The organism is Vulcanisaeta sp. JCM 14467 (assembly GCF_001316245.1).
In the GTDB taxonomy this organism is placed as follows: Archaea; Thermoproteota; Thermoprotei; order Thermoproteales; family Thermocladiaceae; genus Vulcanisaeta.
The window spans coordinates 83,005-102,702 of the sequence record NZ_BBDM01000009.1 but is presented as its reverse complement, the minus strand read 5'-3'; the positions used below and the strand labels follow the sequence as shown (position 1 = coordinate 102,702).

The following is a 19,698-nucleotide window of genomic DNA, read 5'->3' as shown; positions in this document are numbered from 1 at the left end:
AACGTCCCTAGGTCCAAAAAGCCTGAGACTGCCCGTTCGGTAATCCCAGTGCCCTCGTTATGAAGTACGCTATTAACATTGGTCCCTGAACGTTAGCCCATACATTTAACTCACCATTTACATAATGCGCAAGGACTCCGTAGGTCTCCAGGGGCATTGCATTATACTTCTGATAATAGAATTCGCGCTTCACAATCACGGGGGTCTCAGAAAATACCTTATCCACTGGGCCAAACTTCATGTGCCTATACATGGCTACATTCGACTTAAGCTCCTCATGAACGAGGACCTCACCCTTTAACGCATCATCGAAGGTCAGTACTGGTTTTAATGGCTCGAAATCGACTTGAACATAGTCAAGCAGGTCAATAGCCCTGTAGGGATCATCAGCGAGGACCACGGCTATAGGCTCACCAACAAACCTAGCCTTATCCCGTGCGAATGGGTAGTACTTAATCGGGGCATCCACCGCAAGTGGGAATGGGTTTGGGATCACCTTAGCCAGTTCGCTTGGTCCATAGGCAATACCGCCATGCTCAAAGACACCGCTCAGGTCGACCCTAAGTATTCGAGCGTGGGCGTAGGGGCTCCTGTAAATCGCCATGTAGAGCGTACCTGGAGGCGTGGGTATATCATCGATATACTCACCGGAGCCTGTCACCGCGCGGAGACCCTCCCGATAATGAGGCAATTTACTCATTACTGCTAGTATGGGGAATTGGTTATTAAAGCATTAAGTTATTTAACACTGTGGAGTATTGTGGCATTCAGGATCTTCATTTATAGGCTGCCACAGGATGACCCGAGGAAGAATACGGCAATTAAGCTTACCAGGTTCGGGTTTGCACAGTTGGTTAATGGTATTAAGGCGTTACCGAGTGGCTCAATAATGCTTGACCCAACGGTCAAAACCCCACTAATGCCCAGTGATAGGGCTATTGCCGAATCAAGGGGTTTATCACTCATTGACTGCTCCTGGAAAAGGGCTGTTGATATTCATTCAAGGCTTATCCATGGCCGATTCATTAGGAGGAGACTACCACTACTCATAGCCGCTAACCCAACGCACTACGGCAAGCCATACATACTGAGCACTATCGAGGCCGTAGCCGCGGCCCTATACATAATGGGCTTCAGGGACGAAGCATGGAGGTCTTGAAGCTATATAAGTGGGGGCCAAACTTCATAATTATTAACCAGAAGTACCTTGAGAGGTATGCAGTGGGTGATTTATCGCCGGAGAGGGAGTTATTGGGTGTTGATGCTGTTGACCATGGACTTGAACAGTTAATGAAAGCGCTAACAAGTAGTGATTAACGGCTGCCTCTCCCACCATTGGCGTATAGGCAAATGCCCCTCAATGGACACTTATCGCATTGCGGGTTATTAGGTAGGCAGTACGTCTTACCGATTGTGACCACGGAAGCATGCACCAACTTGTAAATGTATAAGTCCCTCAGTATCAACTCCTCAAGCGTCCTCTTCCACAAGTCATAATCGTTGCCGGGGTTAATGCCCAATACCCTATTAAGCACCCGCTTCGTGTATTGTGAAATGGGTAGTGTTGGTATGTTTAGGGCAAAGAGCATTATTGAGTCTGCGGTCTCCCTACCAACACCCTCCTGATTAAGCAGGAAATCCCTAACATCGCTCCTCAACCTTAGTTTCTCTAAACCGCCAATCATCGTAATATTACGGGCAAGCTTAACGAGTCTCTGGGCCTTCGTGAACCTGTAATTAACGCCCTTAATGACCTCGGCCAGGTAATTAGGGTCAACATCGGCAATGCCCCTGAGGGTATTTAGGCCAAGCTCCCTAAGCCTGTTAAGTACCTCATGAACCACGTCCCAGCGGGTTTGTTGAACGAGTATTGCAGTGATAACAACCTCATCAGGTGTTTCCGCACCACCCCACCACCTCGTAGACTCCGCATCAACTGGGTACCAACCCACACTCTCGAGTTCGTCCCTCATGTTCTTGAATACCTCGATCATCCTATTCACGGTCTCGTTCATTACCGAGCACAGTACCTGGATAAGCCTTATTAAAGTAAACCCGCGCAACACGTGTAATGAGTGCGAGGGGTAGGAGACCGGTCAGGCGCAGTCCACTGCCTGGTTATAAGGCTTGTAGGAATTGCAAGGCCGTGGTGCCTGAGGATACCGAGAAGTGCCCAGTGTGCGGTGGTACTGACTTCACGAAGGATTGGATGGGCCTGATAATAATACTTAAGCCCGAGGAATCCTGCATAGCCAAGAGACTCGGCATCACCAAGCTGGTATGTACGCAATCGAGGTGCTGTGACCCGGAAATAACCAATTTAATACTTATTAAGGGGTTCCTCCACGTCAATTAATGATGTCAATACCAATGCCAAAACTGCCGGAGGGTGTTGAGGCGGGTAAGCTTGTATTCAAGTTGCTCAACATTAGGGAGAATAAGGTCATTGGGCGCAAGGAGGTGACCGCCGAGGCATGGCACGTGGGATTACCAACACCGAGCAGGGTTCAGTTACGTGAGGAGATTGCCAAGGCCATGGGCGTTGATGTTAAGCAGGTGTACATCATAAGGGTGATCACCGAGTACGGTAAGCACAGGAGCATTATCGAAGCCCACGTCTATGACGACCCAAGCACCGGCGAGAAAGTGGAACCACTCTACATAAGGCTCAGGAACATTCCTAAGGAGGAGGCTAAGAAGATTCGTGAGGAGATGAAGAAGAGGAAGACTGAGAAGAAGGCTGCGGCTAAGAAGTAATAGTAATCTACACATCTAAATCACATCTGTATTAGATCAATAGATTTTTAAGTAAATGACCAATAATGAGGTGATAGCACACTTATGGATTTTAGGGAAGTACCTGTTAACGAATGCCCAATTAAATACCTGGACACACTACACCTAATACTATTCATACTATATAAAAGGACGGAGTTCTGTAAAAACCTCGGCCTTAACTGCATGGATTTACCAGTCCTCGCCACAACACCACTCACAGTGAGGAATTGCAGTAGGAATGATGTCCATAGATTCTTTAGGCGCATGAGGAGGATTGTTGAGCGGCTTGGTAATGAGATAGAAATATTTAGACTGGGTAGGCTTAGTGCCTTCCTGTCGATCGAGTTCGGGACTGGTAGTATTAAGATTCATGAGAACTTCATCGTAAGCGATAATGATTGTGATAAGGTGCAGTGTGTTACCGTGAATAACGTCACAACACTATACATGAGGTTAATCATTAGGTTAAGCGATAAGAACATGGTCATCCTAAACGTGCCTGACATAATCATGTGGCTAGCCAGGGTTTATGGACTAGATACTGTGTATAGCGCATTGAATATGGTACATAACTATGTCGAGAGTGGCTCGTTTGGTGACGACCTTGATAATGTGCTGAGTATAATCAGCAGGTGGGGCGTGAACCTGGACCGTGACTCCTTCATCAATGCCACACTGCCAGGTAGGAGAAACCTAACGATCTTAAGGGAGATACTCAACGCCACGACTTAGTTACTTAATTACTCACCGCGTCTCAGCAGCCTCTCCGTGAACCAGGGAACCAGGGAGTTCTTTATGGCTGATATTATCGTGCCCAGCCTACCATGTATCAACTCACGCACTAAAAAGCCAAGCCTACTATAGTACTTCACATACGCCCACTGGAGCATCTTCTGAGCCTGCTCCTTAGTGAATCTGTAACCCCTCATCACAGCCTTAAGAGTCGTCCAGTGCTCCCAATTCCAATCCTCAATGAGATTATCACTAAGCGCTTGGTAGTAAAGCGGTGTGCCTGGGTATGGTGTGGCTACTGTGAATTGGGCGTAGGTTGGGTCGAGCTTCATGGCGAACCTCACCGTATTCTTCATATCATCGATAGACTCCCATGGGAAGCCTATTACGAAGGAGCCCACGTGGTCTATCTTAACCTCCTTAGCCCACTGAAACACCTTAACAGCCTGCTCGAGAGTTATCCTCTTGCCGATCTTATTAATTGTGTCCTGACTCCCAGACTCAACGCCGAAGTATAGCGCGGTGCACCCATGGTTCTTCAGTGCAATCATCATCTCCTTATCGATTGTGTCGACCCTTGAGCCGCAGGAGAAGTTTATGTCAAGCTTCCTCTCCTCAAGCTCCCTGAGGAATTCGTAAACGAACCTCTTACCGAGTGTGAACTCGTCATCCGTGAACACTATTATGTTCGTCTTATACCTATTTACCGCATCCTCGATCTCATCAACCACCGCCTTGGCAGACCTATACCTAATCATGCGGCCCCAGAAGTATGACGTGGAACAGAAAGAACAACCATATGGGCAACCCCTACTTGCCATCACGTGAACTATCCTAATGGGCTTACCGAAGAGTGTGTACTTATCCATGGGCAGTAGGTGACGGGCTGGCGGTGGTAACTCATCCAGGTTCCTAATGGGTGGCCTATCCTGAGTCCTAATTACCTGATCCCCATCCTTAAACGCTAAACCCCTTATTGTCCTTAATCTCGTTGGATCTAACCCATACTTCTCCATAGTATTTATGAGCTCAAGTGTTGTGTACTCACCCTCACCCCTAACTACAACATCAACGTTATTGTTGAGCGCCTCCTCGTACATGAAGGTTACGTGAGGACCACCCATTATTACTGGCAGGTCCCTATCATACTCCTTGATAGCCTTGGCCGTTTCATAGGCTTATACACGGTTGGTGTTATTGCCGTTATCCCAACAACGTCCGGTTGCCAGGACTTGACCTCATTCATAAACGTCTTTTGATCAATGCCCTCTGTTGGTGAGTCGATTATCCTAACTTTATGCCCAGCCCTCTCGAGAACCGCAGCTATCCAGCAAGCCCGAGTGGCGGGGCCTTAAGCCAAGCACCTTATACAGCTCCAACTTATCAATACCTGGAGGAACCGCGAGTAATACTTTCACGCTAATCGCCTCACTTAAAGACTAGTGGCGACACCTTCACCTTAATCTTCAATACATCCTCCTGCAACTTCCTCCACTCAGCCGAGTTGTATATGCAGCCTGGGTCTGGTGCGAGTACATCACCGAAGTAGTTATACGCCCTGGCCCTACAACCACCACAGATCAACTTATACGGGCACCTACCGCAGAACCCCTCAAGCCTATCCCTATCCCTGAAATTCTCCATGAACGGATCCATCCAGATGTCCCAGAAGGACTTAGTCCTAAGGTTGCCCACTGGGTATGGTAGGAAGACGCATGGTGTGACGGTACCCTCAGGTTCGATAGCCGCGTACACACGACCAGCACCGCAGCCGCCAATGAACTCCGTTAACTCCCTGGTTATTGGGTCATTAGCAACTACGAAGTGGGTTGGCGATACGTCTTCACCACCACTTAATTGATTGACGACCCTGCCGTACTGCGGTGCCGTGCTTATGATCTCCATCTTCCTCCTCTTCATCTCCTTATAAACGTGCCTAAGGAAATCCTCCCTCTCCTCAGGCGACAGATCAATCTCCAGGTTCTCACGACCCCTACCGACTGGGATGAAGTTGAAGAACACGACCCTCTTAACGCCGATTTCCTGGGCTAGGTCGAGTATCTTATCAACCTCGTGAATATTGTACTTAGTCACCGTGAATGCGAGGGCGGCGCTGAAGCCGAGCTTAACGGCATTTTTTTAGTCCCTGCACGGCCTTAGCCCAGGCTCCTGGTACGCCCCTGAACTTATCGTGGACGTTTGGGTCGGCAGCGTCTATGCTTATCTCGACGTACCTAAGCCCAAGCTTCTTAGCCCTCTCTGCGAATTCTAGGTTTGCGAATGTGGTTCCATTAGTCGCAATGGCTGAGTAGAAGCCCCTCCTGTTTATTTCGGCAAGTACTGGCCAGAAGTCCCTATGGACTGTTGGTTCACCACCTGATAGGGCGATTGCAGGTACTCCAGCCTCGTCAAGCTCCTTCACGACTCTAAGCTTCTCCTCAAGCGTTAACTCATTCGGTAGTGGCTTACCGGCGTTTTGGTAGCAGTGCATGCACTTAAGGTTGCATGCGTTTGTGAAGTTCCAGACTATGAAGAATGGGGCAGGTAACTTCTGCGGTGTCGTTACGCCGAACAACGCAATACCCCTAAGCGTTGTGACTATGCCCCTCCTAATCGCTGGATCGCTCAGTAATTGCTTTATGGGTTCCTCATCGGCGTGTAGCCAGGCCGTGGCGAGTTTCATGCCCATCTCGAAGAATGGCGCAACGAAGTGCGTTACTGTTGGACACTGGGTTTCTCCTGCGTACTTTGCCAATACCCACTCCATTAATGGTTTCCTTTCGCCATTGAATTCAACCTCCTTAGTTAATACCCTAAGTGCCCACCTGACAACGCCCTTATTCAATAACCTTATCGCCGCTATTAATGCGCCAGCACCACTTCCTGAATCCTCAACCTTCTTCTCTATCATCTGATCAATATGTTCGCCTAATGATGACATACCAACAAAATCTTTTTAGATCTCTAGAATTAAGCCTGTTTACTCGAAATGCAACGTGAGATTTCTACGTAGCTTTTCGAGGCAGCAAAACTCTTTTGAGTATATCAGCCAGGATAGAGCTGCGTCATTCTATTCCGCTGGGTTCGTTATCATCACCCATCAAAAGAGTATTAAATTGAATTAAATAAATCTATTTAGCGTTAATACTTAATAAGCTGTATGTCTAATCCCTGACCTCGTGGGAACCAAGTTCGATGTGATAGTGGTTGGCGCAGGACCAGCGGGACTTACCGCCGCTCAGCAATTAGCGAGTAAAGGGTTTAAGGTGTTGGTTATTGAGCGTGGTAAGAAGCCCGGCTCAAAGAATGTATTTGGCGGTAGGATCTACGCGCACGTCCTCGATAAGCTGTATCCTGAGTATGTTAAGGAGGCTCCCGTGGAGCGCTGGGTTAGGAGGGAGAGGATAACAATGATGACCGAGGACTCCTGGACAACGGTGGACTTCGAGACCACTAAGGTCGAGCACAGGTCATTCACGCATACCTAACGAACTTCGTTGAGTGGCTTGATAAGAAGGCCGAGTCCGCGGGCGCCGTGGTTGTTTCTGAGGTGCCTGTTGATTCATTAATCATTAGGGATGGCAGGGTTGTCGGTATTAGGGCAGGTAATGATGAGGTTTATGGTGATGTAACGATAATCGCCGAGGGCATAAACAGGCTAGTACTCGAGAGAAGTGGTTTAGTACCAAAGTTAAGCCCCGACCTCGTGGCTCTTGGAGTTAAGGAGGTCATTAAGTTGAGTAGGGAGGAGATTAATGAGAGGTTTAACCTAGATGAGGATGAGGCCTTGCTGGGTAATCGCTGGCTTCCCAACGCATTACCTACCTGGTGGTGCCTTTATTTACACGAATAAGGAGGCGATAACCCTGGGCATAGTGGTATACCTAAGCTATGGGTATCAACTCGACATACCAGTTCACGACTTAATTGAGGAGTTTAGGCTCCACCCAATGGTTAAGAGACTCATTAAGGGTGGGCAGCTCCTCGAGTACTCAGCACACTTAACACCGGTTGCCGGCATTAACGCGGCGCCGCCCAAGCTGTACGGCAATGGTTACCTGGTTGTTGGTGATGCGGCAGGCTTCCTACTGCACCTTGGCATAATAATTAGGGGCGTGGACTTCGCAATGGAGAGCGGTAGGCTGGCTGCGGAGGCCGTTACTAAGGCGCATGACCTGGGTAAGTATGACGAGGAGTCCCTATCCATTTATGGCAAGTTGCTTGAGGGGTCCTTCGTGCTTAGGGAACTCAGGACCTTTAGGAATGCACACAAGGTTTTAATAGATCCGAGGCTGTATAATGATTACGTGAGGATGATAAACAACCTACTGAGGAGGTACTTCGAGGTTGATGGAACTCCGAGAAAGTTAGGCTCAACATTCCTAGAGAGTAAGGGTAAGTTAACACTAATTGATCTCGCAAAAGACGCGATCAGGCTGGTGATGAACCTATGAGCCTGGACAGGAAGATACCAATCGAGGAGAGATTAAACAGCAATGCCTGGGATGTTGACCAGAGACCGCACATCAGGATCATAGACCCTGAGCAGTGCAGGAAGTGCGATAAGAAGCCCTGCCTATTCCTATGCCCAGCCCGCTGCTACACGCCGGGCCCCGACGGTACAGTGCTCTTCTCTCACGAGGGGTGCCTAGAGTGCGGCACATGCCGCACAGTCTGCCCTGAGAACAACATTGAGTGGAATTACCCGAAGAGTGGGTTTGGCGTGCAATATAGGTTTGGGTGATAGCCCACGAGCATTAAGTGACTTTCTACTTCGCATGATTTTAAATTTCTACTAATTACAATGATTTTAATAGGAGGGTTTACGCCCTAGCTAATCAATTTAAATATAATGCTCAACCTTAAGTGGCTGTAATCAATTATAATCATGCATTAACAGGGAAACTCAGAAATTCTTGCATACATAATTATAATATTAAAGCAGGGTTAAGCCCGTTAAATTTAACTGCTCCATGTGTTCCTTTAGGGATAGGGGAATTAACGTGAGGTATGGCTTGATGAGTCGATATCGGCTATATAATGCTATATATGTCAAAGTTCAGAAATAAATTTAAGTCAAATGTATATCCCACCTGTTGATGAGTGGATTAACGATAATCGTTCCAGTGAAGGCGGCAGTGCCTAACGTAACTGCTGTTAGGCTGGACCCCGTGACCCACAACCTTGTTCGCGAGGGTGTACCACTAATGCTTAACCCATATGATAGAAACGCCCTCGAATTCGCCCTAAGGCTTAAGGACAGGTATGGTGGTAAGGTGATAACCCTCTCCATGGCCCCACCAAGTGGTAAGGACTTCCTCGAGTCGACAATCGGTATGGGTGCTGACGAGGCATACCTAATCACTGATAGGGCCTTCGCGGGTGCCGACACGCTGGCTACCTCGTACACGGTGGCCAGGAGCATACAAAGGTTATTCCCTAACTTCGACTTGATCGTGTTTGGTGAGGAGACCACGGACTCGACCACGGCCCACATGCCGGCGCAGGTCGCTTCCTGGCTCAGCCTGCCCTTTGTCTATTATGCCGTTGATGCTGAGGTTAAGCTTGAGGATAGGCTCATCGTGGTTACTAGGTACCTTGAGGATGAGGGTGTTTATGAAACGTATGAGTACAAGATGCCAATAATCATTAGTGTTTATAAGAATAGTAATCCGCCGAGGGATATAAGCCTGGTTAGGAAGGTTGAGGCTAAATTGAACGGTTTAGTGAAGGTTGTTGATAATAACACGTTGAAGCTGGAGAGGGAGTGCATTGGACTTAGGGGTTCACCAACGATTGTTGCTAAGATTGAGGATGCTAAGCCTATAGAGAGGAAGAAGCAAATATTCAAGGGAGATCCAAAGGAGGCAGCAAAATGGTTACTTGATAACCTGACTAAGGAGGGGGTGATTAGGCCATGAGTGCGGCTCAGGCCCAGCAAAAGATCTGTAGTGAGTGGAATCCAGTGAATAAGAATGAGCATAAGGGTATTTGGGTGTATGTTGAGTATGTGAATGGTGTTATTAAGGACGGTAGCCTACAACTCATTGGTAAGGCCAGGGAGTTGGCAAGTAAGATAAACACTGACGTGACGGCAATAATGCTCGGCAGCAACCTCGGCGATGTCGTTAAGGAGCCCATCTACTATGGCGCTGACAGGGTCATATATGTTGACCACCCAGCCCTGGCCAAGTACGTGCCGCACATATACGCTAACGTCATTGTTCAATTAGCCAATAAGTACAAGCCCGAGATAATACTCTTCGCAGCAACCAAGAGGGGTAGGGAATTGGCGCCGTACGTAGCCAACTCATTGAGGACTGGAATCACGGCTGACTGCACGGAGCTGGACGTGGATCCGAAGACCAGGGACCTAGATCAGGTGAGACCCACGTATGGTGGTAACATACTTGCCCACATAAGGACACCAACCAGGAGACCGCAATTAGCCAGCGTTAGGCCTAATGTATTCCCAACACCACCCAGGGACACCAGCAGGAAGGGTGAGATCATCGCCGAAACCATAGACTCAATACCCAACATAAATGGACAAGGACTCATCGAGGTTAGGCCCGTGGTTAAGGGCGAGGAATTACCACCAGTTGAGAAGGCGGACATAGTTGTCGTGGCTGGGCGCGGCGTCGGTAGCGCGGACGGTGTTAAACTACTTACCGAATTAGCCAGATTGTTAGGCGGTACAATAGGCGGCACTAAGAAAGTCGTAGACGCAGGTTGGCTACCAGCCGACAGGCAAGTCGGCCAAACAGGCAAAACCATAAGACCCACACTCTACATAGGCGTTGGCGTAAGCGGGGCCATACAGCATGTATTTGGTATGAAGGAGTCTAAAGTTATTGTGGCGATAAATAGTGATCCGAATGCGCCCATATTCCAGTATGCTGATTATGGGATTGTTGGCGATTATAGGGATGTTGTGAAGGAACTAATAGAATTACTAAGGAATTATAAGAAATAAAAATTTGAATTAAAAATTAAATTAATTACTCAAGCTGCTTCCTAACTGTTTCGGGGCCTATTGAGGCGCCTATTATTGTCATTGCTGCACCTATCATGACAACGATGGATGGTGCCAGGGCGGCGGCACTTATCGGGTTCATGGCGCTCTTTAGGTTGGTGTATAGCAGTAATGCAAAGGTTGGGGCTAGCGATCCTATGGCTGCGTTTAGGTTCCAGCCGAAGCCAATGCCACTCCACCTGACCTCCGTTGGGAATATTTCCGAGAAGTATGCGGTTTGTACTGTGGCGCTTAGGGTGAATATGAAGTACATGAGGCTAGTGACAGGGCCATTATTGGTATTGAGAGTGCTGTTAGGGCTAGGTAGAGTGGTATATGGTGATTAGGAGTATTGCCGTTGGGATGATTAGCATCCTCCTCCTACCGAAGAGGTCGGTTAGGTAACCTCCAAACGTATTGCCTATTATGCCGCCAATGCTACCGAGCATGAGTGGTAGGTATGTTAGCTTAACGAATGCCTTCTGGAGCTCTGGCATGTAACTTGATAGTAATTTTGTGAATGTTGTTACGAAGCCGTAACCTGCGTAGAACACGAAGGTTAGGCCCAGGGTTTATCAGGATGACTAGTATGAGGCTGAACCAGTACCTCCTGATGGCTGTTGCCAGTGGCACCTTAACTATCCTGCCCTCCTCCTTCTTCCTCTCCCATAGTATTGATTCGGGGGCTGCGAACCTTATAATTAAGCCGATAATGACAACGACGGCGCCACTCAGGAATAGTATTCTCCAGCCAACCGTGTCTATTGGGTAGTAAGCGCGGACGAGGAGTAGTAGGCCAGTTGCGAGTAGGGTTGCGACTAACATGCTTGAATTAAGCACGCCATTAACAAGGCCGCGCCACCTCGGCGAGGCAAACTCAAGGGCCCACACAACACCGCCGCCAGCCTCCCCGCCATAGCCAAATCCCTGGATGAATCTGAATATGGTGAGTAGGGTTGGTGCCCAAATACCTATTTGTGAGTATGTCGGTAGTAGCGCAATGGCTATGGTCGCCACCGCCATCGTGATTGCATCACCGAGCAGGGCATTCCTCCTACCATACTTATCCCCAAGGTGCCCGAAGAATATTGCGCCGAGAGGCCTTGCGAAGTAGCCAACAGCGAAGACCAACAGCGTGTATAGTAGTGCTGCCAATGGGTTTGACTTTGGGAAGAACAACTCACTTATGTATGGTATTAGTGAGAAGTAGATTAGGAAGTCGTAATACTCAAGTGCCCATGCTAGGAAGGTTGATATTGACGCGAGCATTAAGCCCCTCCTTCTAACGTGTTCAGGAACTGTTGGGTTACTCATGGCGATTTATTACGTTAGGGAATTATTTAAAGTATTACCTAATATTACTTATATTACTTAATAGTATATATGGCTATTTAGTATCTCAACCCTTAACATGTCCTGCCATGGATAAGTACAGGCTAAGAACTTCCCTTGCTAACTCACGTTTATGTAACGGGCCTACCCTCTTAATGACCCCACCCTTACCCAAAATAATAACCTCATCCTTCTCGGTGCCAAATCCCTTACCCTCACCAACCAGGTGTGCCAGGGCCAGGTCCCAGTCACCTTCAGAAGCCCTCTTCAGTGTCTTGGCAATCAACTCCTCCTCGGTAATCCCAACCTCTGCCTTGTAGGCTATTAGGAATGTGCCTGGCGAGAACTTCTTTAAGTCCCTGGCTATTTTCGGCGCCTGCAGTAACTCAACAACCACCTTGTCCAAGTCACTACTTAATTTGCCGCTTACCCTATCCTTAACGTAGAAATCAAGCGGTGCCGCCGTGAGCACCGCCAAGTCGTAGTGACGCTTACTAACAAGCTTAATGGCTATTTCGTACATCTCAAGGACACTCTTGACCTTGTAAACCTCGACACCGGGTGGGTCGCTAATGCTCACTGGTCCTTCAATGAGCGTCACCCTGGCGCCCCTCGCCATGGCCTCCCTGGCGAAGTAGTAGCCCGTTAATCCACTGCTTGGTGTTGTTATGTACTTGGTGGCGTCAATGTACTCGTGAGTTGGGCCCGAGGTTATGAGTACGGATAAGCCACCCATGTCCCTAGGTGATAGTAGGTCAATTACCGAGTCAACAACCTCCTGATTAGGCGCTAACTTCGCCTTACCCTCCTCAATCACGGGCTCCACAAAGCGGACCCCCAGACCACGTAGTTTATCAATGTTGGACTTAATGATTGGGTTCCTCCACATAGACTCATTCATTGCTGGTACGAATAGTAATGGCACCCCTGCACCCAACGTCGTCATTGCGCATAGGGTCACGGATGTATCACCAATGCCATTAGCCACCTTACTGATCGTGTTTGCTGTGGCCGGTATTACAACTACGGCATTAGCCGTGGTGCAGATATTGACGTGCTCGGCATAACCACTCAACTCCACGTAGACGGGATTACCCGTGGCCCACTCCATAATCCTTGGGCCAAGCAATTTGCTTGCCTCCTTGCTCATGAACGTGATTATGTCAGCCCCATGCCTAATCAACTCCCTGGCGATGTCTGGAACCCTATAGATTGAGATGCCACCCGTTAGGGCGAGCACAATCCTCTTGCCACGCAATAGATTGCTCCTCGAGCCCCTGATTAATTCGATATCCTCCCTAAAGGGCACAATTACTGAGGTATCACGGGTTATTAAGTTGTTCAGGCCATGCGATTTCAATCATTTACTCATGACCCAACCGCCTCATCATCAATTATGTAACTAACAAACCGATTTTTAAGTCTATGGCATATAATGAACATGTAAGGGGACCTTATCATGATGTGATGTCCTTTGATCTATTTTCAATCACTAATTAAGTTTCAATAATAAATCAGGATACGGCTAGGTACCCCTGCGTGAGTTTCACGTGGGTTTCACAATTCAGTTTTACAAAAAAACCTTTAAAAGATCATTGAGTCGTAACACGTGATGACGTTCACAGAGGAGATTAAGGTTGGTAGGAAAGGTTTGCCGATAGGTGAATTGCCGTATACGATAAAGGTGTATATAAATAACCAGGTATTGGTGCCGGCAAATCTCGTTAGATCGTTAGGACTTGATAAGGTTAAATACGTGGATGTAATCATTGAATATAATGGGTATAAAATCCAGATCAACAATGTTAAGCTCCTAAAGACCAAGCATACGGCTAGTAGGCAGTTCACAATACCGAAGGAGGTCAGGGAGAAATTCGGCATTAAGCCGCTTGATGAAGTGATAATACTCATGATAACGCCGAGACAGATATCATCAACAAAAAATTAAGCATATGACCTCGAAAAATTAAAGACAAAGTCATTAACTTCCCCTCCTTTATTAATTTATCACTTAATTCCCATTAGATTAATAACTTGCCCATAGGGTAAGTAACTGGTACATGCTCTTCGATCTTGAACCCAAGAGCAGAAGAGAGGATCTTTACAACTTCGAGACTGAGTTGAGAAGCCTAATTAATGGTATTACTAACGAGAAAATAATTGCTATTAGAGGTCTCAGGAGGACTGGTAAGACTTCACTTATGAGGGTCGCACTTAATGAGGCTGGCTACCCATTCATTTACCTGGACCCAAGGTTCAGCGGTAGGCCTAGGCGGTCCGACGTTGTTGAATTAATTAGGCGTGGGCTTGAGGATTTCCTCGGCAGGAATAGGCCCATCATTGATAGAGTTAGGGAAGCCCTATCTAGGATCAAGTGGGTTAGGATTGGAGTATCACCAATACACGTGGAGATTAGGCTCAATGAGTCCCGCAGGTTAAGCATTGGTGAGCTGCTTGATGCGATTAATGACCTTGGCGCCGAGTTGGGGAAGGCCGTGGTCATCGCGATTGATGAGGCCCAGGAGTTGAGCAAAATCACCTGGATTAACTTCAACATGCTCCTTGCGTATGCCTATGATAACCTGAGGTACGTAAAGTTCCTTCTGTCGGGTTCTGAGATTGGTTTGTTGGATAGGTTTCTCCGTGTTAAGGATCCCGAGGCTCCATTGTTTGGTAGGTATATTTACTTCATGAATACCAGGAGGCTCAGCCCTGATGAGTCCCTGGACTTCCTCAGGAGGGGCTTTGAGCAGTATGGAGTTAAGCCCAGTGATGACTTCCTGATTAGGGTTGTGAATGAGCTTGACGGTATCATTGGTTGGTTGACCTATGTCGGTCACCAGTACGTGGTTGAGGGTAAGCACTCACTCGATGAGGTTCTCGAGTCTGCAACCGCATTGGCGCTCAGTGAGCTTAGGAACTTCCTAATGAATAGGAGTCCTAGGTATAAGGTCCTGCTTAGGGAATTATTCGTTAGGAGGGGTTGGAGAGAGCTTAAAGCCGCGCTCGAGGTTGCCGAGGGGAGGGTCATTAATGATAAGGCGCTCTATGTATTGCTTAGGGAGTTGATTGACCATGGAATTGTGGAGATGGTTAATGATGAGTATGTAATTGCTGACCCAATACTTAGGAGGGCTGTTCTTAAACTATGAATTTTAAACAAAGGCAATGCCTATGATCGCCACGCTTACTCGTAACGCAGTGTTTGTGCTGGTGGTATTCTCATGGCCCTGATCGCGGGTACTAACGCCGCAATTATGTTTATGGCTATGGGCAGTATGAATATTGCGGCAATGTCAAGGGGTGTGAGGGCTATGGGTAGCATGATTGAGGGAGATGAGGCAGCGGCAGCCCTAGCCGCCGCACCAGGTCCTCTGGATGCCGTGCCCATGAAGGAGGATGGGCTTGGGAAGATGCTGGTGATTGCCATTAGTAGTGCTGTACCAATTACGGAGCCTATAATCGCTATTATTGCCGCCTCAATAATGAGGAGTAGTGGTATTGACCTGCCGCTGAAGCCCACAGCCCTCATTATTCCGAACTCCCTAGTCCTCTGCAGTACGTTTATCATCATTGTGTCAAACATCCAAATACCAATTATTACAAAGCTTATACCGGCTATGAAGGCTAGGAAGAGCTCAAGCACTGTGAAGAATTGATTAATGCTTGAGAGTAGTGTTGACAGGTTTAATACCTGGTCCATTGGGAACAAAGCCTTCAACTCATTGGTAACATAATTAATATTGTTTGGTGAATCCACATAGACTATTATACCGTTGACGGTGCCCGACGGGTCGAATTGTGAGAGGAATGTGTTCTCATCAATGAATATGGCATTATTTGGATTTAAACCAATGACACCAATACCACTTTGTTGCATTATGGCGCCTATGGTGTACGTGAGCTCTGAACCGCCTGGCGTGGTTATCACCATTACCTGCCAGGGTAGGCAATCTGCTGCCCAGTGTTTGTGAAGGCCACGTCATAACCAACCAGGGCCAGACCCGGCGTGAGTACGGGTGCGCCAGCCAGTATGGCGTTACTCAGTGAGGTAACTCCATAGAGCTGCATTATTTCCTGCTCCGTAGCCCCTATTATAGTGGCTGTGACCTCATGCCCATTAATGTTCACCCTGGCTACCGTGGATAGTATGGGTATTGCGTTGACCACGTGGGGTATGTTCATGACCTCGTAAACATCGGTAATCGTCAACTGGGAGTTCTGCCCTGGGAATAGGAACACAGTATTTGTCCCGAAAACCCTCTCGAAGAAGCTTGTTGTTAACATTTTATAGCCCTGACCAAGGCCTATGGCAAGGCCGAGGGCCACTATGGCTATTACTATACCAACAATGGCACCTATAGTCCTACCCCTACGTTCCCAAGCTGCACTCCATGCAAGTTTGAAATAGTCAGTGACCCTCATGATGCGCCACCGTGCCTCCTACGTAGGAGTAGCACCACAACTATTATTATGACTACGGCTACAACCGCCAATGCCACTATCACATACGTGAAGTAACCGAATCTGTGATAACCATAGTAGTAATACCCATAATTAATTCCCTGTTGACCGTACTGAGACCCCGACTGAATGAACAACGTGGCATTCCTGACCACGGTTATTGGTACAGTGTAGTACTGCACGTGCTGCTGCCCAAATTGGTCCGTGTATTGTATTTGGAAGGTTATCGTGGTATTCATGGTCCTCGTAACAGTGAAGCTGAAGGCCACGGCGCTTAATTGCTGGGAGTTTATCGTGCCCATGTAGGTGCTTGATTGGCTGACCATCGTAATACCTGGACCCGGTATTGCAGTTATGTTCAGATTATAGGCAGGTACGGGCCCCGTATTAACGAAGTTCAGGGACACGGAGCCAGTCTCATCAATCATTAGCGGTGTCGGTGCGACTTGATAACCAGTGACTAATATTGATGGTTCGTTAAGCACGGATAGTGTCATCGTACCCTGGACACCCCCTGGATAACCCCCGGCATATTGATAGGTCAGTGAGTAGGTTAGTGATGCCGTGGATGAGGTTATGGGCACCGCAATTGGTATGTAGACGTAGTACGTGGATCCCGGCGACACCTCCGTAATGTCGTAGGTTGTATTGCTTGTTAGGCTTAATCCATTGGTTGACGTTATGACCAGGGTCACGTTGTAGATGGGCACTGGGTTAACATTCCTAATACCGATGACCAACGCACCGGGACCAATACCCAGTGAGGAATTTACTGGGTACACAATGACTTGGCTCGATGATACTGTGACCACGCCCAGGCTTATCGGTATGTTACTGCTTACGGTGTTACCGCCCTGGTCGATGCCCGTGTATGTTATGGTTATTGATACGGGACTGCTACCTGTTGGTAGTATGTATAGTGTGGTTGTGTAATTACTGCCTGGACTCAGTGTCCCAATGATTAATGTGCTTGAGCCTGCAGCCAGTGTCGCACTCGTGATGCCTATGTTGGCCTGTAAGTCGTAAATCGGTCCACTACCATCATTGCTGATCACAAGCCTAACCGGGTTGACCAGGTTGCTAACGAGGTATTGGTTACTAGTGCTTGCTGTTATTATTGGTGAGCCGTAGATGACCAGTGGGAAGTTTATGTTCATTGAGCCTGACCCGGCGACTTGTATGTACGTGGTAATCTGGGCTGTTGGTGATCGCTCATACTGGGCGCCCCAACTTATTGTTAGTGTGGATTGGCAATTGATGGGCAGTGTGGCGTTTATTAAGTAAGTTACCGTGACCTCCTGCCCAGGGTTTAACCAGCCTATGAAGACTGGGTTCTGCGAGACGACAGTGCCGCTGCAGGATGTCAGGGAGAATTGGGTGTTGTATAGGTAATTCCCTCCCGTATATATTAAGGTTATTGATACCTTAGAAACTCCGGTAATTGTTGGTGAGGGTGTTGATGAAATGCTGACTATTGAGAATGGTGGTGCTGTGTTTGAGTACTGTTGCGCATGTGCAATAGGCATCAATATTAGTAGTATGAGTAGTGCACTTGTTGTAATTAATGCATATTTATTAGTTATCATTTTCGACATCGAGCTTGAAGTCACGGGCACCTTTATAAAACATACTCTCTTTATAGGAAATGCCATAACTAAAACCCACAAATATGAACATTCAGAGAGTAAGAGAGTATGTATTTTAAAAGAGCATGCGTGAGAGTCTACCGTGTCGTTCATCGAAGCTAGGGACGTGTGGAAGTACTACGGTGATTACCCAGCACTTCGGGGAGTAAACCTGGAGATTAACGAGGGCGAGTTTAGATGCATTGTTGGGCCTAGCGGTAGTGGCAAGACAACACTACTAAGCCTAATTGGTGGGCTGGACAGGGTTAGTAGGGGTTACCTGAGGGTTGGGCCATATGAGCTTCATAGGCTTGGTAATGCCGAGCTTGATAGGTATAGGAATGAGTTTGTGGGCTTCGTATTCCAACTATACTACCTAATACCTAGGATGACCGTGCTAGAGAACGTGGAACTACCACTAATAGCCAGGGGTGTCGACCCAGGTCAGAGGCGTAAGCTCGCCCTCGAGGCCCTTGAAATGGTTGGACTCAGGAATAAGGCGAGGAGGAGGCCCAACGAGCTCAGTGGTGGTGAGCAGCAGAGGGTCGCCATTGCTAGGGCCATTGTGGCTAGGCCAAAGTTGTTGCTTGCTGATGAGCCGACGGGTAACCTGGATAGTAAGACCGCGGCCGTGATAATGGACATATTCAGGAGGTTGAATAGGGAGCTCGGCATGACCATCGTTATGGTGACACACAACCTCGAGTTAATAGGTAATTGCCACAGGGTGTCCAGGATAAGCGATGGTGTGATAACGAGGACGTATGACGTGCCACAGACCCGCGAGGGCCTTGATGGCCTAATTAGGGAGTTAACCATTGCCTAAGCCCTTAGAAAGGCATTTAAACTAAGCCTATAGTTCAGAGCAATGAATATCAGGGGTTTACTAAGGCTTACTGGCATCATAGGCTTCGTTGCGGCTGTTATAACGAATTACATACTTATGGCCTACATCATAATGCCGGTAATAACCCCAATACTAACTCACCAACTTGAGACACAATTAAGTAGTGAGGGAATCTCGGTTAATCAAAGCACCATTTCGAATATAGTGTCATTAGCAACCACGTTCATGCTCATAGGCGTGATCGTCGGCCCATTCATTGGTTGGCTCATAGAATCTGCGGTGCTCTGGGCATTACTAAGGGCCTTTAAGGTTAGTGCAAGTTTCATAGACACATGGCTACTCAGTGGGAATTACCAATACCTAGCCATAATTCAAACTGCGGTCATAGCGGCAACACCCCTATTTAACTATATGGTGAATTCCATAGTAAGTGCTGCGGTCACCCATAAATCCATCATGGGCGACCCAGTAATTCTTACGATTAGTCTAGCATTTGTAATACTGGCTCATTACTCCTAGCCTACATATTCGCCAGGGTCTATGAGACCAGCATGAAAAGAACATTGATACCAACACTGATAGCCCTGATCATCTTCTGGCTAATATCGACGGTGGCCTAGTAAGACGCAGGGTAAGGGGATAAAATTAGTTTAACAATCATTCACGTAACGACCTACGCATAGGCAATCGACATGAGTAGTGTAATAGAAGATGGGGTTCGTGGTTAAATGAGCCTCATTAGCTCTTCTATTCAAATTCACGCAATACCTTAACCTTATTAAACATTGAGCACCAAACAGGAGCTTAAGACAGCAAGTGACGATCATTGAGCATTTTAAACCCTTTAATTGCGCCTTAGTTTAGATGATCATCAATTTCCCCAGACCATTAAGGCCCCACACTTA

The 19,698-nt window shown here is 47.6% G+C and carries 26 protein-coding genes and 2 pseudogenes; 15 read left to right on the top strand and 13 right to left on the bottom strand.

Going from position 1 to position 19,698, the window contains the following annotated elements; translation table 11 throughout:
* Positions 1 to 7: 7 nt before the first annotated feature.
* Positions 8 to 700 (bottom strand): xanthine dehydrogenase family protein molybdopterin-binding subunit, encoded by a 693-nt coding sequence (locus JCM14467_RS17670; protein ID WP_252901280.1) that lies wholly within the window; start codon positions 698 to 700, stop codon positions 8 to 10.
* An 18-nt stretch (positions 701 to 718) separates the two neighbouring features.
* On the opposite strand from JCM14467_RS17670, the gene JCM14467_RS09480 reads away from it, so the two are divergent.
* Positions 719 to 1,159 carry a ribosome biogenesis domain-containing protein gene (locus tag JCM14467_RS09480; RefSeq protein WP_252901279.1) on the top strand — a complete coding sequence of 147 codons (441 nt, stop codon included), beginning with the start codon at positions 719 to 721 and terminating at the stop codon, positions 1,157 to 1,159.
* A complete protein-coding gene (locus JCM14467_RS17665; RefSeq protein WP_252901278.1) occupies positions 1,147 to 1,317 on the top strand; it encodes a hypothetical protein in 171 nt (56 codons plus the stop codon). Before JCM14467_RS09480 ends, JCM14467_RS17665 begins: the two co-directional genes overlap by 13 nt.
* Here the strand turns inward: JCM14467_RS17665 and JCM14467_RS09475 are convergent.
* Positions 1,314 to 1,994, bottom strand: coding sequence for an endonuclease III domain-containing protein (locus JCM14467_RS09475; protein WP_252901290.1), 681 nt, complete (start codon positions 1,992 to 1,994; stop codon positions 1,314 to 1,316). The two genes, JCM14467_RS17665 and JCM14467_RS09475, sit on opposite strands and share 4 nt — an antisense overlap.
* Before the next feature lie 77 nt (positions 1,995 to 2,071).
* Between JCM14467_RS09475 and spt4 the strand changes: the two genes are divergently transcribed.
* The 3 genes from spt4 (at position 2,072) to JCM14467_RS09460 (ending at position 3,510) form a co-directional block, all read left to right on the top strand.
* Complete coding sequence (spt4, locus tag JCM14467_RS09470; protein WP_444823189.1) at positions 2,072 to 2,356, top strand: transcription elongation factor subunit Spt4; 285 nt, start codon at positions 2,072 to 2,074, stop codon at positions 2,354 to 2,356.
* A gap of 2 nt (positions 2,357 to 2,358) precedes the next feature.
* Positions 2,359 to 2,757 (top strand): 30S ribosomal protein S24e, encoded by a 399-nt coding sequence (locus JCM14467_RS09465; RefSeq protein WP_054849939.1) that lies wholly within the window; start codon positions 2,359 to 2,361, stop codon positions 2,755 to 2,757.
* 84 nt (positions 2,758 to 2,841) lie between these two features.
* Positions 2,842 to 3,510, top strand: coding sequence for a hypothetical protein (locus JCM14467_RS09460; protein ID WP_054849938.1), 669 nt, complete (start codon positions 2,842 to 2,844; stop codon positions 3,508 to 3,510).
* 8 nt (positions 3,511 to 3,518) lie between these two features.
* On the opposite strand, the gene JCM14467_RS09455 is transcribed toward JCM14467_RS09460, so the two are convergent.
* From JCM14467_RS09455 to JCM14467_RS20475, 4 genes and pseudogenes are all read right to left on the bottom strand, one after another.
* A complete protein-coding gene (locus JCM14467_RS09455; protein ID WP_252901277.1) occupies positions 3,519 to 4,634 on the bottom strand; it encodes a B12-binding domain-containing radical SAM protein in 1,116 nt (371 codons plus the stop codon).
* 2 nt (positions 4,635 to 4,636) lie between these two features.
* Complete coding sequence (locus JCM14467_RS19615; RefSeq protein ID WP_304956488.1) at positions 4,637 to 4,795, bottom strand: hypothetical protein; 159 nt, start codon at positions 4,793 to 4,795, stop codon at positions 4,637 to 4,639.
* A 10-nt stretch (positions 4,796 to 4,805) separates the two neighbouring features.
* Complete coding sequence (locus tag JCM14467_RS19500) at positions 4,806 to 4,928, bottom strand: hypothetical protein (RefSeq protein WP_256359239.1); 123 nt, start codon at positions 4,926 to 4,928, stop codon at positions 4,806 to 4,808.
* Between the two features lie 10 nt (positions 4,929 to 4,938).
* Positions 4,939 to 6,451, bottom strand: a pseudogene (locus tag JCM14467_RS20475) (radical SAM protein).
* A gap of 238 nt (positions 6,452 to 6,689) precedes the next feature.
* Here JCM14467_RS20475 and JCM14467_RS17650 point away from each other — a divergent pair.
* The 6 genes from JCM14467_RS17650 to JCM14467_RS09430 all read left to right on the top strand — a co-directional run bounded on the left by JCM14467_RS17650 (position 6,690) and on the right by JCM14467_RS09430 (position 10,486).
* A complete protein-coding gene (locus JCM14467_RS17650; protein WP_252901274.1) occupies positions 6,690 to 6,998 on the top strand; it encodes an FAD-dependent oxidoreductase in 309 nt (102 codons plus the stop codon).
* A 47-nt stretch (positions 6,999 to 7,045) separates the two neighbouring features.
* Positions 7,046 to 7,363 carry a hypothetical protein gene (locus tag JCM14467_RS17645; RefSeq protein ID WP_252901273.1) on the top strand — a complete coding sequence of 106 codons (318 nt, stop codon included), beginning with the start codon at positions 7,046 to 7,048 and terminating at the stop codon, positions 7,361 to 7,363.
* On the top strand, positions 7,284 to 7,964 hold the full coding sequence (locus JCM14467_RS17640) for a hypothetical protein (protein WP_252901272.1): 681 nt from the start codon (positions 7,284 to 7,286) through the stop codon (positions 7,962 to 7,964). The genes JCM14467_RS17645 and JCM14467_RS17640 overlap by 80 nt, the downstream gene beginning before the upstream one ends.
* Complete coding sequence (locus JCM14467_RS09440; protein ID WP_054849937.1) at positions 7,961 to 8,254, top strand: ferredoxin family protein; 294 nt, start codon at positions 7,961 to 7,963, stop codon at positions 8,252 to 8,254. The genes JCM14467_RS17640 and JCM14467_RS09440 overlap by 4 nt, the downstream gene beginning before the upstream one ends.
* Before the next feature lie 355 nt (positions 8,255 to 8,609).
* Entirely contained in the window at positions 8,610 to 9,431 is an 822-nt protein-coding gene (locus JCM14467_RS09435; RefSeq protein WP_054849936.1) for an electron transfer flavoprotein subunit beta/FixA family protein, read from the top strand.
* Positions 9,428 to 10,486 carry an electron transfer flavoprotein subunit alpha/FixB family protein gene (locus JCM14467_RS09430; RefSeq protein WP_054849935.1) on the top strand — a complete coding sequence of 353 codons (1,059 nt, stop codon included), beginning with the start codon at positions 9,428 to 9,430 and terminating at the stop codon, positions 10,484 to 10,486. Before JCM14467_RS09435 ends, JCM14467_RS09430 begins: the two co-directional genes overlap by 4 nt.
* Positions 10,487 to 10,511: 25 nt before the next feature.
* On the opposite strand, the pseudogene JCM14467_RS09425 reads toward JCM14467_RS09430, so the two are convergent.
* From JCM14467_RS09425 to coaBC, 4 genes and pseudogenes are all read right to left on the bottom strand, one after another.
* Positions 10,512 to 10,808 (bottom strand): annotated as a pseudogene (locus JCM14467_RS09425) (hypothetical protein); the annotation flags it as partial.
* Between the two features lie 37 nt (positions 10,809 to 10,845).
* Positions 10,846 to 11,022 (bottom strand): MFS transporter, encoded by a 177-nt coding sequence (locus tag JCM14467_RS17635; protein WP_252901271.1) that lies wholly within the window; start codon positions 11,020 to 11,022, stop codon positions 10,846 to 10,848.
* The gene (locus JCM14467_RS09420) at positions 10,994 to 11,839 is read right to left on the bottom strand and encodes an MFS transporter (protein ID WP_054849933.1); all 846 of its coding nucleotides are present in this window, start codon (positions 11,837 to 11,839) and stop codon (positions 10,994 to 10,996) included. The genes JCM14467_RS17635 and JCM14467_RS09420 overlap by 29 nt, the downstream gene beginning before the upstream one ends.
* Positions 11,840 to 11,924: 85 nt before the next feature.
* Complete coding sequence (gene coaBC, locus JCM14467_RS09415) at positions 11,925 to 13,166, bottom strand: bifunctional phosphopantothenoylcysteine decarboxylase/phosphopantothenate--cysteine ligase CoaBC (protein WP_054849932.1); 1,242 nt, start codon at positions 13,164 to 13,166, stop codon at positions 11,925 to 11,927.
* Between the two features lie 303 nt (positions 13,167 to 13,469).
* Between coaBC and JCM14467_RS09410 the strand changes: the two genes are divergently transcribed.
* Together JCM14467_RS09410 and JCM14467_RS09405 are read left to right on the top strand one after the other, a co-directional pair.
* Positions 13,470 to 13,805 carry an AbrB/MazE/SpoVT family DNA-binding domain-containing protein gene (locus tag JCM14467_RS09410; RefSeq protein ID WP_054849931.1) on the top strand — a complete coding sequence of 112 codons (336 nt, stop codon included), beginning with the start codon at positions 13,470 to 13,472 and terminating at the stop codon, positions 13,803 to 13,805.
* Between the two features lie 112 nt (positions 13,806 to 13,917).
* The gene (locus JCM14467_RS09405) at positions 13,918 to 15,009 is read left to right on the top strand and encodes an AAA family ATPase (RefSeq protein ID WP_054849930.1); all 1,092 of its coding nucleotides are present in this window, start codon (positions 13,918 to 13,920) and stop codon (positions 15,007 to 15,009) included.
* Between the two features lie 35 nt (positions 15,010 to 15,044).
* Here the strand turns inward: JCM14467_RS09405 and JCM14467_RS17630 are convergent, their stop codons facing one another.
* The 3 genes from JCM14467_RS17630 to JCM14467_RS09395 are packed head-to-tail and all read right to left on the bottom strand — an operon-like array spanning position 15,045 to position 17,916.
* Positions 15,045 to 15,791, bottom strand: coding sequence for an ABC transporter permease (locus tag JCM14467_RS17630; RefSeq protein ID WP_252901270.1), 747 nt, complete (start codon positions 15,789 to 15,791; stop codon positions 15,045 to 15,047).
* Positions 15,791 to 16,282: an ABC transporter permease gene (locus tag JCM14467_RS17625; protein ID WP_252901269.1), complete on the bottom strand. Its 492-nt coding sequence runs from the start codon at positions 16,280 to 16,282 to the stop codon at positions 15,791 to 15,793. Before JCM14467_RS17625 ends, JCM14467_RS17630 begins: the two co-directional genes overlap by 1 nt.
* Positions 16,279 to 17,916 carry a COG1361 S-layer family protein gene (locus JCM14467_RS09395; RefSeq protein ID WP_054849929.1) on the bottom strand — a complete coding sequence of 546 codons (1,638 nt, stop codon included), beginning with the start codon at positions 17,914 to 17,916 and terminating at the stop codon, positions 16,279 to 16,281. The genes JCM14467_RS17625 and JCM14467_RS09395 overlap by 4 nt, the downstream gene beginning before the upstream one ends.
* A gap of 133 nt (positions 17,917 to 18,049) precedes the next feature.
* On the opposite strand from JCM14467_RS09395, the gene JCM14467_RS09390 reads away from it, so the two are divergent.
* Together JCM14467_RS09390 and JCM14467_RS09385 are read left to right on the top strand one after the other, a co-directional pair.
* The gene (locus tag JCM14467_RS09390; RefSeq protein ID WP_054849928.1) at positions 18,050 to 18,772 is read left to right on the top strand and encodes an ABC transporter ATP-binding protein; all 723 of its coding nucleotides are present in this window, start codon (positions 18,050 to 18,052) and stop codon (positions 18,770 to 18,772) included.
* Positions 18,773 to 18,814: 42 nt separating this feature from the next.
* Entirely contained in the window at positions 18,815 to 19,312 is a 498-nt protein-coding gene (locus JCM14467_RS09385) for a hypothetical protein (RefSeq protein ID WP_252901268.1), read from the top strand.
* Positions 19,313 to 19,698: the final 386 nt, after the last annotated feature.

Excerpts from the sequence above, each read along its gene's own strand:
- JCM14467_RS09430 (WP_054849935.1), top strand. The coding sequence starts at position 9,428 with ATGAGTGCGGCTCAGGCCCAGCAAAAGATCTGTAGTGAGTGGAATCCA.
- JCM14467_RS17635 (WP_252901271.1), bottom strand. The coding sequence starts at position 11,022 with ATGCCAGAGCTCCAGAAGGCATTCGTTAAGCTAACATACCTACCACTC.
- JCM14467_RS17670 (WP_252901280.1), bottom strand. The coding sequence starts at position 700 with ATGAGTAAATTGCCTCATTATCGGGAGGGTCTCCGCGCGGTGACAGGC.
- JCM14467_RS09435 (WP_054849936.1), top strand. The coding sequence starts at position 8,610 with ATGAGTGGATTAACGATAATCGTTCCAGTGAAGGCGGCAGTGCCTAAC.
- JCM14467_RS09385 (WP_252901268.1), top strand. The coding sequence starts at position 18,815 with ATGAATATCAGGGGTTTACTAAGGCTTACTGGCATCATAGGCTTCGTT.
- JCM14467_RS09475 (WP_252901290.1), bottom strand. The coding sequence starts at position 1,994 with ATGATCGAGGTATTCAAGAACATGAGGGACGAACTCGAGAGTGTGGGT.
- JCM14467_RS09420 (WP_054849933.1), bottom strand. The coding sequence starts at position 11,839 with ATGAGTAACCCAACAGTTCCTGAACACGTTAGAAGGAGGGGCTTAATG.
- JCM14467_RS17640 (WP_252901272.1), top strand. The coding sequence starts at position 7,284 with ATGAGGATGAGGCCTTGCTGGGTAATCGCTGGCTTCCCAACGCATTAC.
- JCM14467_RS09395 (WP_054849929.1), bottom strand. The coding sequence starts at position 17,916 with ATGTCGAAAATGATAACTAATAAATATGCATTAATTACAACAAGTGCA.
- JCM14467_RS17665 (WP_252901278.1), top strand. The coding sequence starts at position 1,147 with ATGGAGGTCTTGAAGCTATATAAGTGGGGGCCAAACTTCATAATTATT.
- JCM14467_RS09465 (WP_054849939.1), top strand. The coding sequence starts at position 2,359 with ATGTCAATACCAATGCCAAAACTGCCGGAGGGTGTTGAGGCGGGTAAG.
- JCM14467_RS09405 (WP_054849930.1), top strand. The coding sequence starts at position 13,918 with ATGCTCTTCGATCTTGAACCCAAGAGCAGAAGAGAGGATCTTTACAAC.
- spt4 (WP_444823189.1), top strand. The coding sequence starts at position 2,072 with ATGAGTGCGAGGGGTAGGAGACCGGTCAGGCGCAGTCCACTGCCTGGT.
- JCM14467_RS17625 (WP_252901269.1), bottom strand. The coding sequence starts at position 16,282 with ATGAGGGTCACTGACTATTTCAAACTTGCATGGAGTGCAGCTTGGGAA.
- JCM14467_RS09410 (WP_054849931.1), top strand. The coding sequence starts at position 13,470 with ATGACGTTCACAGAGGAGATTAAGGTTGGTAGGAAAGGTTTGCCGATA.
- JCM14467_RS09440 (WP_054849937.1), top strand. The coding sequence starts at position 7,961 with ATGAGCCTGGACAGGAAGATACCAATCGAGGAGAGATTAAACAGCAAT.
- JCM14467_RS17630 (WP_252901270.1), bottom strand. The coding sequence starts at position 15,791 with ATGGTGATAACCACGCCAGGCGGTTCAGAGCTCACGTACACCATAGGC.
- JCM14467_RS09455 (WP_252901277.1), bottom strand. The coding sequence starts at position 4,634 with ATGGGTGGTCCTCACGTAACCTTCATGTACGAGGAGGCGCTCAACAAT.
- JCM14467_RS09460 (WP_054849938.1), top strand. The coding sequence starts at position 2,842 with ATGGATTTTAGGGAAGTACCTGTTAACGAATGCCCAATTAAATACCTG.